Genomic DNA, 14,800 nt, shown 5'->3' with positions numbered 1-14,800 from the left:
GTATTCTCGCTGTCCGTCTCCGGAACGGCCACCGGATTTCGAAGCGGCTCAGGGGCGTTCGGGCGGGCTACGGTTCGCCGAGGTTGCGGAGCAGGGCGCTTTCCAGGTGGGCGGGGATGTCGGCCAGCCGCCAGCCCTCCTGCTGGGCGCGGCGGGCCAGGTTCTCGTGCAGTTCGGCGCTCACCGGGACGACCTGGTGCCGCGAGTCGAGGATGGGCTGGTACTTGCGGCGGATCTCGTGGTCCTGGCGGCGGATGAAGTCGAGCAGCCCCTCATGGTCGTGCGTCAGGTCGGTGACCGCGAGCACCGCGCGGTCGGCGAGCCAGGCGGGCATCGGGTAGTGCGCCCTGACCTCCTCGGCCACCTCGGCGGCGTCGGCGCGGCCGTCGTCCTGTCCGGGCGGCGGGAAGGTGCCCGCGAGCACCACCATCAGCCGGTCGGTGGGGAAGCCGCCGGGCAGCGGACGGCCCTCGACGAGGGGCCTGATCACGCCCGTCAGCGCCCGCCCCGAGCGCCCGGCGAGCAGGACGTCGACGGCGTCCACCAGCACGACGCCCCGGTGGATCGCCGCCGGCCGGCCTGAGGAGCGGGAGACCAGCTCCTCGACGATCTCCGTCACCCACCACGGCTGCCCGCCGCCCTCGTTGACCGCCTCCGCGTCGCCCGCGGTCAGCGCGGAGCCGTCCAGCACCGCCCACGGGACGTCCCAGACCTCGGCCAGCGCCCTGACCAGGGCGGTGCGCTGGCCGGTGCGCGGGTCGACCAGGACCACGCACTGGCGGGCGGCGTCGCCGCCGGGGGAGCCGTAGTGCCTGCTGCTGACCACCGCCAGGGTCTCCCTGGCGCGGGCGGCCCCCGGCAGCAGGTCGCCGAGCTTCCTCGCCACCTGGTGCGGCGTCAGCGGGCGGCCGCCGGCGGACGGGGAGGCCAGGGCGGCGGCGTTCAGCCCCCTGCCCACCAGCGCCGCGTCGACGATCAGCGGCGGCGCGCCGGGCTCGGGCCGCTCGAACATCGTGGCGGCCAGCGCGTTCTCCAGGACGCCGCGCAGCCCGCGCGCCCCGACGCCGCGCAGCAGCGCCTCCTCGGCGACGCGCTCGACGCCGTCCTGGGTGAAGACCGTGCCGTTCCTGCCCTGGAGGGCCAGCAGTCCGGCGTACTCGTGGGTGAGGCCGTTGTGCTCGTTCTGCAGGATCCTGACGAGCTCGGCGTGGCCGAGGGGGAGCGTCGCGGTGATCACCGGGAAGCGGCCGACCAGCTCGGGCAGGAAGCCGTACTCGATGACGTCCTCGGGCAGGATGTGGTCCATGAGCGCGGCCCGGTCGCCCAGGGCGTTCTCGGGCAGACTGAGCCTGCGGGCCACGTGCTCGGCGAGTCCGTTGAAGGCGCCCAGGCACACGAAGAGCACGTTCTTGGTGTCGAACTGGTAGAAGTCGAGATTGGCCGACAGCTCCGAGCCGCCCTTGGGGACGTCCACCACCGACCCCTCGACGAGCTTGAGCAGCTCCTGCTGCACGGCCCCGCTGGAGGCTCGGCTGCGCTCGCCGTGCCCGAGGGCGAGCTTGTCGAACTCGTCGACGCAGACGATGCCGTACTCCGCCCGGCGCAGGTTGAAGGAGCTGGCGATCAGCAGCCGGTAGAGCATCTTCTCCACCGTCGTCCCGCCGTAGCCGGTGCTGCTCAGCACGGTCGCGTTGGTGATGACGAACGGCACGTCGAGCAGGCGGGCGATGGTCTCGACCAGCATCGTCTTGCCGGTGCCCGTCGGGCCGAGCATCATCACGTTCGCCTTGCGGATGGCCACCGGCGGCGCCTCGAACCGGTTGGCCATCGTCAGTCGCAGGTAGTGGTTGCTGACCGCGACGGCCAGCCGCTCCTTGGCGGTGCGCTGGCCCTCGATCCTGCTGTCCAGGTGCCGCACGATGTCGGGCGGGTCGCGCAGGTCCACGCGCGGCAGGATGCGCGTCTTGGCGTCGATGAAGTCGTCCAGCGTCAGCCGGGCGGACGCGCGGGCGCCCGCGGCGGCCGCCGCCCACTGGACGAGCTGCCGCAGCTCGGCGCCGGTGAACCCGGCGACCCCCGCGGCGATGGCCTTGAGGTCCACGGCCGCGGTGAGGTCGTGCTCGGCCAGCAGCAGCCGCAGGATGTCGGCGCGCTGCGCCTCGTCCGGCGGCTCCAGGTCGATGCGCAGGCCGAAGCGGGCGGGGGCGAACAGCGCCCGGTCGATCACCCGGGGCCTGCTGGTGGCCGCGATGACGTAGACCCTGCCGTTGGCGCCGAGGTCGTCCATGGCCGTCATCAGCTGCGCCATCGTGCGGTGGGCCTCGGACTCGCCGCCGACGCCGGAGCTGGGCTCGCTGCTGCGCTCGACGGCGATCAGGTCGATCTGGTCGATGAAGACGACGACCGGGCTGCCGCTCCCGGCGCTCCCGCTCGCCTCCTGGAAGGCCTGCCGCATCCGGCTGGAGCCCATGCCGATGAGGATCTCGTGGAACTCGGCGCCCGAGTAGGCGTACAGGCGGACGTTCGCCTCACCGGCGACGGCCCGGGCGAGCACGGTCTTGCCGCACCCGGACGGCCCGGTGATGAGGACCGCGCGCGGCACGTCCGCGCCCAGCTTGCCGTGCGGCTTGCGCAGCCAGGCCACGACCGGTTCGAGCTGCGCCTTCACCTCGTCGAGCCCGCCCAGCCGGTCGAAGCGCTCGTCCGGCTTCTCCGCCGGCCGGCCGAGGGTCTGCCCCTGTTTGGGCTGGTTGGCGGCGAGTTGTTGCAGGCCGCCGGCCAGCATCCTGATCGCCAGCCCGACGAAGATCAGCGGAAGGCTCACCGCCAGCACCAGCGCCCACGGCACGCCGAGGAGCCAGGTGACCGCCGTGCCGACCCACGTCCCCAGGTTGCGCCATTCGCCGCTGAACAGCAGGTAGAACGCGAACGCGAGAGCGGGCACCGCCAACGACCGCAGGAACTTCACAGGGGCCTCCCCGCTCAGGGTCCGGTATGAGTGAACAACGCCCAGACGAGCGGCGCGTACGGCATCCGCTCGCGCAGCTCCAGCACGGCCTCGTGGAGCGCCCCTGCCGTGCCGGACGGGTCCAGGCCGCCCTGCCCGTCGCCCAGCCGCCGGTAGACGCGGTCCGCGACGTCGGGCGCCGTGCTGTCCTCCAGCTGCCACTGCGCGCCGATCACGTGGCGGAACCCGGCCAGGTGAACGGCCGACGACAGCGTGATCGCCTCGTCGGAGAGCCGCTCGTCGCCGCGCGAGGTGTCGCAGCCGGACAGGAACGCCAGCCGCGCGTGCTCGGACAGGTCGAGCGCGGCCAGGTCGCGAACCGTCAACGGCCCGTCCTGGAGCACCAGCCAGGCGTGGAACGGGCTGGCCGTGTCCTGCGCGCCGTGGCAGGCGAAATGCGCCCAGGGGCTGGCCTGCAGCACGGTGAGCACGGCCTCGCGGGTGGCGCTCGCGCCGCGCAGCAGGCGGGCGCCGGGGAAGCGGCCGAGGAAGATCTCCTCCTCGCGGGCCGCGCCCGGCAGGTCGGCCGCGCCCGGCGTCACCGGCATGGACACGACCAGCGGCCGGCCGTCGGGCCGCGACACGGGCGGCGGCAGCGCGCGGATGTGGGCCAGCGCGCGCACGGTCGGCGTGTAGGAGGACACCACGCGGTCCATCACCGTGCTCGGCCGGGCGTCGTGCCGGGTGCGGTGGTCGCCGGAGGCGTGCAGCGGCAGGAAGACCGCCGGCCCGGTCGGGCACCACCACACCCGCCGCGCGCCGGGCAGCCGGTCGAGCACCGGCCCGGTGACGGCCTCCCAGGTCCAGTGCAGGGTGTCCTGGACGGTCTGCCGGGCGGTCAGCCGCTCCTCGAACTCCACCGCCGCCCCGCCGAGCGTGTCGATCGCCTCGGTGAGGCCGGTCACCTGGGCCTCGGCCGCCTCCGCCGTCAGGCGGGGCAGCGGCACGACGGTCACCTCCCCGGCCTCGACGACGAGCGCGTCGCAGCGGTAGGTGCTGACGTTGACCACGACCACGGGCCCGTCCGAGGCGGCCGCCGCCAGCCGCCCGAAGTCCATCGACCGCTGGAAGTCCGCGAACCCCGGCTGCCGGCGGACCTCCGCCACCAGCGCGGCGTGCCGCCGGGCCGCGAGGTGCCGGCGGTCCATGTCGGCGGAGCGGACGTCGAGCTCGGCGTACACCTCGGCGAGGCGGCCGGCCAGTTCGGGCAGCTCCCGGGCCAGCCGGTCCCGGTCGGCCCGGGCGTCGAGCGCCTGCGCCAGCAGGACGCCCCGGCCCTGCTCCAGCAGCTCGACGGCCAGGCGGGCGTCGCCGGTCTCCAGCGCGCAGGCGGCCGCGTCGCTCGCCGCCCCCTGGAACTCCGCCAGCAGCCGCTCCTGGTCCCCGCGGTTCAGGCCGCGCCAGGCCAACGCCTCCAGCAGCCGGACCATGATCGCGAAACCCTGGACGGCCAGCGCGAAATCCCCTTGGCCCGCGGCGAGACGCCCCCAGAACCGGGCCGCGCCCGCGCGCGTGGTCGCCGGGGCCGCCTCGACGGCCGCGCTCTCGCGCAACGCCTCGATCGCCTCCGCGCGCAGGCGCCGCGCGTCGGCCGGCTCGTCGTCGGCCCACCGGTCGAGCAGCAGGGCCAGCTGGTTGAGCACGCTGGCCCTCAGCGGCTGCCCGGGGGAGATCAGGTCCAGCGTCTCGCGCAGCAGGCGCACCGTCTCCGCGTACGGGGCCGGCTCGCCGGTGGCCCTGGCCCTCATCGACAGGCAGAGGCCGAGCATCGACAGCCACAGGGGATACTCGGCGTGCGTGACGGGCCCGGCGGCAACCGCGTCGCGCAGCATGTCGGCGGCCTCGTCGAGATCGTCGGCCACGTGGGCCGGCCGGGGGCCGTCCCGCAGCTCGTGGACCATCCGCGCCAGCGCGTCGGCGTCGGCCGGCGCCGGGCTCTCGTCGCCCTTCAGCCGCAGCAGCAGGCGGGCGACCCTCCGCTCCTCGTCCGTCACCAGCGACGCCTCGGCCCGCGCGACCAACGCCATCCCCAGGCTGGCCATCATGCCCGCCCGGCTCACGTGCGTCCGGCCGAGCCTGGCCAGGGCGGCGCGGAGCAGCTCCACCGCGTCACCGGACGCCGCCGCCTGGTCGTGGACCATGAGCGCGTTGGCCAGGTTCCGGCTGGCCAGACCGCTGTCCGGCGTGTCCTTCGGCACCGAGGCGACGGACTCGCGCAGGATCAGCCGAGCCTCCTCCAGCGCCGCCGTGTCGTCGTACTGGACGTAGCGGCGGAACAGGGCGCTGCCGAGGTTCGACAGGTAGGAGCCGCGCAGGGAGTGCTCGGGCGGGGTCAGCCGCACGCACTCGCGCAGCGCCTCGATCGCGTCGTCCAGGTCCTTCTCCACCCCGAGGTCCTCGAACCGGGCGAGCAGGGAGCCGCCCAGGTTGGCCCGGTAGAGCGCGGCGTCGTAGTGATGGTCGGGGGTGGCCCGCACCGCCTCGGAATGCGCCCTGACGGCGGCGTCGATGTCCTGCTCGCGGTGCCCGCGTTCGAAGGCGGCGTGCAGGGCGCTGCCCAGGCCGGTCAGGGCCATGCCGCGGTTGGCGTGGTCGGGCGGCGTCGCCGCCACCCCCTCCCGGCACAGCCGCAGGCACTCCGCCAAGTGCTCCTCGCGCCCGGTGATCCGATAGGCGATCAAGTACGTGTTGGCGAGGTTGGCCAGGTGCAGGCCGCGCTCCGGGTCGCCCTCGGGCAGGCGCTCGACGCCCGCCAGGAGCAGGTCCTGGGTCGCCTGGAGGTCGGCGGCGGACCCCGTCGCCTGCATCCTGCGTCCCATCGCGGTGCCCAGCGCGGACAGCAGCTCGCCGTGCGCGGGGTGCCCGGCGGGCAGGCCGGCCAGGGTCGCCCTCATGGCCGCGATGACCTCGTCGAGCAGCGTGAGCCGGCCCGACATCATCGCGATGATCGAGGCTTGGTAGGCGATCTCGACCAGGTGGGCGGTCCGCAGGGCGTGCTCGGGCGGCAGCAGCGTCAGCTGCTCGCGGATGTGGGGGATGAGCCGGTCCGCCGTGAAGGTCTGCTCCGAGACCTCGATGCCGTGGTCGAGCAGCCAGCCGAGCCCCGCCCTGATGCTGCGCCGCTCCAGCTCCGAAGCCGTGGGGAAACGCCGCCGCACGATCTCCAGCAGGTCGCGCAGGCGCCGGTCGCGGCCGGGCAGGTCCGGTCGCCGCGCGAGCAGCATGGCCAGCTTGACCACCCGCGACAGGTAGTAGGTGTGGCCGGGGTCGGTCTCGGCCACCAGCCGGCTCAGGATCGTGTGGGTCTCGTCCTGGTACTGCCTGAGCCGCTCCGGGTCGAGCTCGGCCTGCCTCTCCAGCGCCAGGACCAGGTTGGCCATCGCCGAGTCGCGCAGCTCGGGATCCAGCTCCGGGCCGTCGCGCAGCTCGCGCAGCAGCGCGACCGCCTCCTCCAGCACCTTGCGGTTCTCCGCCGCCATGCCGTGGTCCGGGCGGTGCAGGTCGTAGGTGTTCAGCAGCGCCGCGGCGCGGCTCAGCCGGGCCACCGCCCCGGCGTCGCCGCCGCCGGCCAGCCGCACGACATCGCGGTGGGCGGTGAGTGAGTCGTCGATGTCCTCGATCCGTCCTCTGTGGTCGAACCGCATCGACAGCCCGTCGCCGAGCGCCGACAGCCACTCCGCCCGTTCGGGATGGTCGTCGGGCAGCCGGTCGAGGGCGTCCCTGAGCGTCGCGAGCGCCTGGTCGAGCTGCTCCAGGTCCTGGCTCGACGGGTGCTCGCGGATGACCCACACCGCGTGCCGGGCGGCTCGGACGGCTCGGCTTCGTCGGAGCATCGGTGTCCTCCCGCCGGGGCCGTCCTCGTCGCATCGCGTATGAGCGCATCGGAGCGCTCTCCTGCGCTTCGCTTTGCGCGACGTGGGTGTTACCGTCCGTCCGTCTTGCCCGCGTCGCCGGGCGGGTGGTAGACACCGAGCCATGGCAGATCCGCCGGACGACGGCCGCGCGCTCGCGGCCCTGTGCGAGAGCCTTCCCCGACTGGTCCGCATGGCCGGGGCGGAGGGGTGGTCGGCCGAGCTCGACGAGGCCAGGCGCGCCCTGCGCGGCGGCGAGCGCCGTCCCCGGGAGGTCGTCGACGACCTGAGCCGCATGCTCGGCCTCGACGTCCTGGCCCGCGGCAAGCCGGTCGTCCCCGCCCTGCCGTCGGCCGGCGACCTGCCGCCGCCGCCCGGCGGGTACCGCTGCCCGCTGGGCCGCTGCCGGCGCGAGGCGCGGCCCGAGCCCGGCGGCGCGATACCGGCGTGCGACGTCTACGAGCTGCCGCTGAGATACGCGCCGGGATGACGGGGTTCCTGTCGAGCCTCGGGCAGAAGCTCGCCGAGCGCTGGCTGACCGTGCTCGTCCTGCCCGGCGCGCTGTTCGAGGGCGTGCTCTGGGTCGCCGCCGTCCTCGGCCACCGGCGCCCGTGGGACGTCCCGTTCCTGGCCGCCCGGGCCACCGCCCAGACCAAGGCCCTGGACGGCCAGCCCGTCGCGCAGGCGCTGCTGCTGGTCGCCCTCCTGCTCGGCGCGTTCGGGGCGGGGCTGGCCGCGAACGCGCTGGCGGGGCCGGTCGTGCGCTGCTGGTTCGCGCGGGGGCCGCGCCCGCTGGCCCGCCCCCTGGTCGAACGCCGCAGACGGCGCTGGGACGACGCCCACCGCGCCTACGAGTCGGCGACGGTGGCCGAGGGCGAGAGCACCGCGGACTTCGAACGCCGCCGGGGCGAGCTGGCCGCGCGCCGTAACGCCATCGCGCTGGCCCGCCCGTTCCGGCCCACCTGGATGGGCGACCAGCTCGACGCCGTCGCCGTCCGCGTGCGCAACCGGTACGGCATCGACCTCGACGCCGCCTGGCCGCGCCTGTGGCTGGTCGTCCCCGACCACGCCCGCACCACGATCGGCGACGCCCGCGCCGCCCTGACCGGCGCCGCCACCACGGCCGCCTGGGGCATGCTGTACCTGGCTGTCGCGGCGGTCACCCTGTGGTGGCCGGCGGCGCTGGCCGGCGCGGTGACGATCGCGGTCGGCCACCACAGGGGCAGGTCGGCGACGGCCACGCTGGCCCAGGTGTGCGAGGCCACCGCGGACCTGTACGGGGCGGAGCTGGCCAAGGCGCTCAACGTGCCGCTCGCCGACGGCCAGGTGTCCCAGCGCGTCGGCTTCACCATCACCGAACTCCTCCGCAAGGGCGCCTGAGACCGGCCTGCCCGGCAGCCGGCGCTCGGGCCCGCATCCGCGCGCTGGGAAGAACGGCAGGTTCCCGTGGGACGCCGGGTTGATCGACAGCAGCGGTCCGGCCGTACGGCCACGCGCGCGCTCGGTCGCCCCAGCGGAGGCTTGGACTCGGGTCTGCCTCGCCACTGCGGCGCGAAGAGCCACACCGAACTGGTCCGGTGCGTCCAGCCATGGATGGTGCCCCGCGTCGGGCATGATGATGGCTTCTAAGTTGAGGCGGGTTCCCAGACGTTGCAGAGCATCAGCCGGGCGGCTGTCTCCGGCCCGCGCTCGGTCGGTTCGTGGGCCAGGTTGAGGTACTCGCGCATGTTGCGCCCGAGCCGGTCCAGGGTGACGACGGTGATCCGGTGACCGGCGTTCGGCGGGACGCGGCGCAGCAGGTCCTCCAGGCCGTCGCGGATCATCGTGGCCCCGGCCGGGGGTGCGCCCGGGTCGCGTCTCGAAAGCATGGATTCGAGACCGGCAGAGCCCTGTCACCCAGGGTGACGCCCGGCCGGCGACGGGTGGACAGTTGGTTCCGATGACGAGAGCATCGCGGGCGAACAGGCGGTGACTGAACGGATCTGGACAGCCTCGGGCGGACATGGGCGACAGGCTCAGCGACCGTCCGTGAAAGCAGCAAGGCACTTCGGGCAAGAAAGGGCGACCATCGTTCACTTGACCCAGCGGAGACGCCTGCATGGCCGTTCCACCTGACCTGGCCGACCCACCCGATCTACGGGTGGACTTCGAGCAGATCTTCAATGCGCACTTCTCCGAGATCCACCGCTACATCGTCAGGCGGTTGTCCGACGACGTCGCTGACGACCTGGCCGCCGAGGTGTTCCTGGCGGCTTATCGGGGTGGCTATGACGCCTCGCGCGGCGGGGTGCGTCCGTGGCTGTACGGCATCGCCACCCACCTCATCGCACGGCACCGCCGTACCGAGATCCGTAGATGGAAGGCGCTCAGCCGGACGGCTGAGCGTGCCGGGCACAGTTCCGAGCACAGTCCCGAGGACGCAGCCCTGGCCCGCGTGGCCGCGGGCCAGCTGACCGGCAAGCTGGCGGGGGCGCTGGCCGGGCTCAATCGCGGGGACCGCGACGTCGTGCTGCTGAGCGTGCTGGGCGACCTCAGCCACGCCGAGGTCGCCGCCGCCCTGGGGGTCCCAGCGGGGACGGTGGCCTCCCGGCTCAACCGCGCTCGCAAGCAACTCCGCAAGGCACTCGGCGACGTCAACCCTCTGGAGGAGATCCATGGATGAGCTGAGACTCCTGGCGAGAGCGCTGCCTGACGCTCCGCCGCCCTCGGCGGAGGTGGTCGAGAAGGCCCGCCTCCGGCTTGCCGCCGCCCAGCGCGAGCCGGTACGGCCAGGTCGAGCGAATCGGCGGGGCCTCACGTGGGGATGGACCCTGGGAGCGGCCGCGACAACGATCGCCGTCGTCATGGCCGTCGTCACGCTGGTGTCGAACATGACCGCTGTTCCCCCAACGGTGCTCGCGCCCCCGGCCGGCAACGATGCCCTGCTCCAGCTGGCGGACCGGGTCGCGAAACTGCCGGACGAACGCGGCGACTACTGGCGCAGGCCGCTGCTCAACAATGGGCTGATAAGGGTCCGGGCGGGCGGCGAGACGTTCAACGTCCTGTCCTCGTCACGGATCGACCTCTGGCAACCGCGCGACCCCGGCGACCCCGTTCAGGCGGAGCAGCGGCAGCAGTTCGTCCGTCCCGCCACCGAGGCCGACGAGCGTGCGTGGCGAGCGGCGGGTTCTCCGGTCACGGTCCAGCGCGTGTGCACGCCGGGCGGCATGGCAGGCGATTGCGCGAAAGTCCAGCTGCGGTCCAAGCCGTCACAGTGTGTTTACACGCGCGCGGCCGAGCCGGGCGGCGTGCTCGGTGACAGACGGCTCGGTGAACTCACGCTGGCCGACCTCGCGGCGCTGCCCGGCGACGCCGAGCAACTCCGGGAGAAACTGCGGACCTACTGGAAGACCCGAAAGGCCAGCCGGCCCAAGGAGAGCTTCGAAGAATTCCTCTCCACCTCCTCCCACCTTCTGGAGCTCCCGGTCAAGCCCTCGGTCAGGGCGGCCACCCTGCGTCTGCTCGCCGGACTGCCGACGACCAAGGTGCGCGGCTCGATCACCGACCCTCTGGGACGGACGGGAATCGAGGTCACCTTCATCAAGAGCGAGGGCTTCACCGCCGGATTCGGTACCGATGACGAGGTGGCGCAGCGGTACACCACCATCCTCGACCCGCGGACCGGCACCGTCTTGGCGGTAGACGTCGCGATCGCGGCCGAGAGCACGGAGGGGCTCGCCAAGGGGACGTTCATGGACTATCAGGCATGGGCACCTGAGGCGGGCTGGACCAGCGAACGCCCCGAGCGGCCACGCGGCTGCCGGCTCAGCCACCGTCCGCTCCCGTGACGGGCCGCCCCGGGCACGCACGCTCACCACCTTCCTTTCTGTCAGCGCCTGCGGGCGACGGAATTGCGTCCAGCTTGTCAGCGCGCAAGCGTTTCTCCGGAGACTCGCGCGGACAAGGGGCTTAACGCACGACCCGGTTCCGATGTATCAGGTCCCAGCCCCGTCGCTACGGGTGAGATGCGGCCAAATAATGTTGCAGACTCCCGGTCAAGCTGCGTTGCAGGTCACAAACGTCTCCGGCCTCGCGCGCGCCCGCGCGTAAGCCGGGCCGGAAAGTCCCGAACTCCCCTCGCGTACGCGCGTGGACCTGTCGGGAAAGTCCGGGAACCCTCCGCTCCTGGCGGGGGAGAGCCGGGTGCGGGCATGCCGAGGTGGATCGGGGCGACTCTGGCGAGTTGACGGGTCTGGTCCCGCGTCTGACTCAGGAAGGTGAGGGTGAGGTCGATGCCTTCGACCTCGCCGAGCCGCCACTCATGATGTTGAATATCCGCGTGGTGGACTGGACGCAGTCGCAGGACGTCTTCGGGACGGCCGATCAGAATCAGTCAGCCACCACGGCGGTCGTCGACGGTCATGACCAGGCCAGGCCAGGCATTCGCGAAGCGGCCCAGGTCGTCGGCAAGTGGGGGCAGATGCACGCCGGGCAGAAAGTGCACAGTCGTCCCTGTGGCGCCGTCGCCGGCGATGGGCTCCAGGCCGGTGACGGGCACGCCGTGCTCGTACCGCTGGGTCCAGGACCCGTTCAGGCGGCGGTTGGTGTGGATGAGCCACTCGCTGAGCGCGGCGACGACGGACATGCCGCGGCGCGGATGCCCGTCAGGGAGAGTCTCCGCGCCGGGGTCGTCGAAGAAACGCAGGTCCTTGGACGCCATGACGGGCTTCTTCACCGGCCGCCTCTGCTCATCGAGACGAGTGTCGGTGCCTCGCCCTTCGTCGGCCACGGACACCGAGCCGTCGGGGTGAAGGGTGACGGTGCAGCGTCCGGCGCCCATGCTCGCCGCCTCGTCAGCCGGGTAGGCGAGGACTTCGAGGATCAGGTGCCGGACGCCGCCAGGGGCGAACTCGGCCGGGTTCCCCCGGATGTCGGCGAGGTGGCCGAGGTCGACGTCGGCCGCCCAGTCATGGGTGGTGTTGCGCCAGGAGGATCGGGATGTGCTCACCACAGCACCCTAGTCACGGCTCAGAAGGGTTGGTGAGCGTGCTGGGTGACCAGCAGGTCCATCCGAGCCGTGCCCTGCCGGCTGGGGCATGGCTCGCCACCGGCCCCTTGGCCACGTCCACAAGCTGGAGGAACGCCGCTTGCCGCCGCCGCCGCCCGCACGCACTCAGAACCGGTAGCGGAGAATGCGCGCCCCTTGGCGGGACAGGGCCGTGCTGCCGGCGGTGAGCCGGGTCAGCGCGCGCAGCGGTTGCGGGAACAGGGCCACTTCCGGCGCGCGGGTGAGGATCTGCTCCTCGACCAGTTCGAGGCCGGCCTCCCACGACTCGGGTTCGTGCGGGTCGTCGAAGCCCTGGGCGGCCTTGATGCCGAGTGCCTTGATGGTCGGGTGGTACTTCATGGCCCAGGCGGCGAAACGGGTGTAGCCGTTGAGCGCGAGCTCCCCCGAAGGGAAATGGCCGGTCAGCGCGCGGGTCATCCTTTGGAAGGAGTCGCCGGGCATGAAGGGGAGCAGCCCCTCGGCGACGATCATCGCCGGCCGGTCACCGGGGATGGCTGTGAGCCAGTCGGAGCCGATGAGGTCGGCTCCGACCAGATGGGAGCGGCCGGGCAGGCATTCCGATCGCAGGTCGATCACTTCGGGGAAGTCGATGTCGTACCAGTCGACGCCGGGCGGGGGATCACAACGGGACATCCTGGTGTCCAGGCCGCAACCCAGGTCGAGCACCACGCATCCGGGATGAGCGGCGACGTAGGCGCGGACGACGTCGTCGAGCTTCTTGGCGCGCAGTGCCGTGGTGAGGACGAGGCTGGGCTTGACCTTCAGCTTGCCGAAGTCGTAATCGATCCTGCGGGCCAGTTCGGCGGAGAGCGTGTCGCCGAGGATGGGGCTGGGCAGTCCTGCGTCCAGGGCTCTGGCGTGGAGAGTGAGCAGCAGCGTTTCCTGGATCAGCCCGAGCTTGGGTTGCCAGCGGTGCATGGGGGTTCCTTAACGGCGTAGCGGATGACGGGCCGCGAGGTTCTGCAGCCACGTCAGGGAGTCGTGGGCGGCTTTGATGCGCTCGGTGCGGTGTCCCTCGCCGCCCGCGATGTCGAGCCCTTCGTCGGCGATCTCGCCGAACGCGCTCAGGCTGTCGAGCTTGCGCTGGATGACCTTCTGCCAGGCGTCGTCTTCGATGCGGTAGTAGGAGACGCGATCGCCGGGCCTTCTCACCTTCTTGACCAGGTCGATGGCCGTGAGGAAGCGCATGTTCGAGGTGAGTGAGGCCCGGCTGGCCTGGATCGCGTCCGCGATCTGGCCGGCGGACTGCTCGGCCGGATCGCAGATCATGAGCCAGCCGAGGATGCGTCCGGTGATGGGCGGCAGCCCCCACTCCTCGACGCAGAAGGCGGCCACCCGCTCCACCCATCGAAGCAGCCTGTCCTGCTGTTCCCCAGCGGTCATCGTCGCGTCCTTCCTTGGTGATCGTGTGCCGGTTCACTGTGTCATGGCGGCCACCGACTCGTAGGTGGGTGTCGGGGTGATGTCCGCGAGCCGCGTCCTGCGCAGGTAGAGGTCGAACCAGTCGATCGCGAGCGCCATCGCCTCTTCCAGGCCCGGGCCGGTGTAGAGCCCGAGCACGTCGTAGGGCAGCACCGCGAGCCGCTTGGGCTCGCCCGCCTTGGCGAAGGCGCTCTGCGCCTCCTCGAGCATGTGGTACGGGTCCCAGCCGCCGTTGGCGATCATCAGCAGCGGCGTCGGCGCGAGCCGGTGGATGAGGTTCTCCGGGGCGAAGGTGAGCAGGTGCTCGGCTGAGTCGAGGGTCTTCTCGTTGCGGTAGGTGGGAAACAGGCGGGTCGACATGTCCGGGGTGTCCTTCACGCTGTCGCCCTCCAGCGTCAGGTGCGGCACGCGAGCGCTCTGCCCGCCTTCGTAGCGCCGTTGCCAGTCCTGCTGCAGTTGGTCGCGCAGCGCGTGGACACCGGCACGGCCCAGGAGGCGTTCCATGTACCGCCATCCGTCCCACACGCTGGGACTCTGCACGACGACGCACTTGATGCGCCGATCGAGCACGGCGGCTTGGGCCGCCACCGAGCCGCCGATGCTCACCCCCCACACCCCGATCCGCTCCGGCTGCACCTCGGGGCGGGTCTGCAGGTAGGACACGGCGCTGCGGAAGTCCTCCACCTGCCGCTCCGGGTAGTCCAGGCCGCGCGGCTCGCCTTCGCTGGAGCCGACCGTGCGGTAGTCGATGGCCAGCACCGCGAAGCCGGCCTTCACGAAGTACGGCGCGAAGAACGCCAGCGCCTCTTTGACCATCACCCCGCTGTGCCCGAGCACCAGCCCGGGGACCGGGTCGCTCGTCTCGGGCAGGTAGAGATCACCCGCGCAGCGGGTGCCGACGCTGTTGAAGGTCACGTGTTCCATGGCTTGCTCCGCATCCATTGGCTAGTTATTTCAAACATGACTGAAATAGCTAGCAATGTCAATCCGGAAGGTTGCGCGGGGAAGAGGTGGCTCCTGCCACTCACGCCGGCGTATGGCGGCATCCGGCCGTTGAAGGTCGCCCCGAACGAGATCGACACCGACCTGCTGGATGGGTCGTGGCGACGCCTAGTGCTGGCGGCCTCGCACGCCGAGATCGGAATGGTCGACTGGAAGGTGTACACCTCCTGCGTGCTGGAGCAGTTCCACCGGATGCTGCGCCGCCGGGAGATCTTCGCTCGCAACTCCTACAAGTGGGGCCGGGCCGGGCGGCCTGACGGCGTGCACAGGTGACCACCGTGGCGCTGCCTGCATCTTCCAGCGATACCGGCACAGACGTGTGCGCCGGCAGCGGGTGAGCGTGTCGTTCGGCAGCAGCTCGCCCACCGCGAGCGGGCCGACCACAGGAGGAACCGGTCCATTTCGGCGGCCTCTGGTCCCTGTCGGCCACGCGCTCGTCGACGGTGGCGAACCGCACCGAGAATCGGGAGC

The 14,800-nt window shown here is 72.2% G+C and carries 12 protein-coding genes; 5 read left to right on the top strand and 7 right to left on the bottom strand.

The window, feature by feature from the left end; genetic code table 11:
- Positions 1-67: 67 nt before the first annotated feature.
- On the bottom strand, positions 68-2,968 hold the full coding sequence (locus ACFYYW_RS43905; RefSeq protein ID WP_387659176.1) for an AAA family ATPase: 2,901 nt from the start codon (positions 2,966-2,968) through the stop codon (positions 68-70).
- 14 nt (positions 2,969-2,982) lie between these two features.
- Positions 2,983-6,840 carry a CHAT domain-containing protein gene (locus ACFYYW_RS43900; RefSeq protein WP_387659173.1) on the bottom strand — a complete coding sequence of 1,286 codons (3,858 nt, stop codon included), beginning with the start codon at positions 6,838-6,840 and terminating at the stop codon, positions 2,983-2,985.
- Between the two features lie 142 nt (positions 6,841-6,982).
- Between ACFYYW_RS43900 and ACFYYW_RS43895 the strand changes: the two genes are divergently transcribed.
- Together ACFYYW_RS43895 and ACFYYW_RS43890 are read left to right on the top strand one after the other, a co-directional pair.
- Positions 6,983-7,348, top strand: a complete 366-nt coding sequence (locus tag ACFYYW_RS43895) for a hypothetical protein (protein ID WP_352330362.1) — start codon at positions 6,983-6,985, stop codon at positions 7,346-7,348.
- Entirely contained in the window at positions 7,345-8,238 is an 894-nt protein-coding gene (locus tag ACFYYW_RS43890; RefSeq protein ID WP_387659171.1) for a hypothetical protein, read from the top strand. The genes ACFYYW_RS43895 and ACFYYW_RS43890 overlap by 4 nt, the downstream gene beginning before the upstream one ends.
- 245 nt (positions 8,239-8,483) lie before the next feature.
- Here ACFYYW_RS43890 and ACFYYW_RS43885 read toward each other — a convergent pair whose 3' ends face one another.
- Positions 8,484-8,726: a recombinase family protein gene (locus tag ACFYYW_RS43885; protein ID WP_387659168.1), complete on the bottom strand. Its 243-nt coding sequence runs from the start codon at positions 8,724-8,726 to the stop codon at positions 8,484-8,486.
- 230 nt (positions 8,727-8,956) lie between these two features.
- Here ACFYYW_RS43885 and ACFYYW_RS43880 point away from each other — a divergent pair, with 230 nt between their 5' ends.
- Both ACFYYW_RS43880 and ACFYYW_RS43875 read left to right on the top strand, forming a co-directional pair.
- Positions 8,957-9,520 (top strand): RNA polymerase sigma factor, encoded by a 564-nt coding sequence (locus tag ACFYYW_RS43880; RefSeq protein WP_387659165.1) that lies wholly within the window; start codon positions 8,957-8,959, stop codon positions 9,518-9,520.
- Positions 9,513-10,685 (top strand): CU044_5270 family protein, encoded by a 1,173-nt coding sequence (locus ACFYYW_RS43875; protein WP_387659162.1) that lies wholly within the window; start codon positions 9,513-9,515, stop codon positions 10,683-10,685. Before ACFYYW_RS43880 ends, ACFYYW_RS43875 begins: the two co-directional genes overlap by 8 nt.
- A 545-nt stretch (positions 10,686-11,230) precedes the next feature.
- Here the strand turns inward: ACFYYW_RS43875 and ACFYYW_RS43870 are convergent.
- The 4 genes from ACFYYW_RS43870 to ACFYYW_RS43855 form a co-directional block, all read right to left on the bottom strand.
- Positions 11,231-11,845, bottom strand: a complete 615-nt coding sequence (locus tag ACFYYW_RS43870) for a hypothetical protein (RefSeq protein WP_387659159.1) — start codon at positions 11,843-11,845, stop codon at positions 11,231-11,233.
- Positions 11,846-12,010: 165 nt separating this feature from the next.
- Positions 12,011-12,823 (bottom strand): class I SAM-dependent methyltransferase, encoded by an 813-nt coding sequence (locus tag ACFYYW_RS43865; RefSeq protein WP_387659156.1) that lies wholly within the window; start codon positions 12,821-12,823, stop codon positions 12,011-12,013.
- 9 nt (positions 12,824-12,832) lie between these two features.
- Positions 12,833-13,288: a transcriptional regulator gene (locus ACFYYW_RS43860; protein ID WP_352330606.1), complete on the bottom strand. Its 456-nt coding sequence runs from the start codon at positions 13,286-13,288 to the stop codon at positions 12,833-12,835.
- Between the two features lie 33 nt (positions 13,289-13,321).
- Positions 13,322-14,251: an alpha/beta hydrolase gene (locus ACFYYW_RS43855; RefSeq protein ID WP_387659152.1), complete on the bottom strand. Its 930-nt coding sequence runs from the start codon at positions 14,249-14,251 to the stop codon at positions 13,322-13,324.
- A 129-nt stretch (positions 14,252-14,380) separates the two neighbouring features.
- Here ACFYYW_RS43855 and ACFYYW_RS43850 point away from each other — a divergent pair, with 129 nt between their 5' ends.
- On the top strand, positions 14,381-14,602 hold the full coding sequence (locus ACFYYW_RS43850) for a hypothetical protein (RefSeq protein ID WP_387659149.1): 222 nt from the start codon (positions 14,381-14,383) through the stop codon (positions 14,600-14,602).
- The last annotated feature ends 198 nt before the right edge of the window (positions 14,603-14,800 follow it).

The organism is Nonomuraea sp. NPDC001831 (assembly GCF_042892035.1).
Lineage (GTDB): Bacteria > Actinomycetota > Actinomycetes > Streptosporangiales > Streptosporangiaceae > Nonomuraea.
Note: the sequence above shows the minus strand (reverse complement) of the source record. Positions and strands in the feature narration are given on the sequence as shown.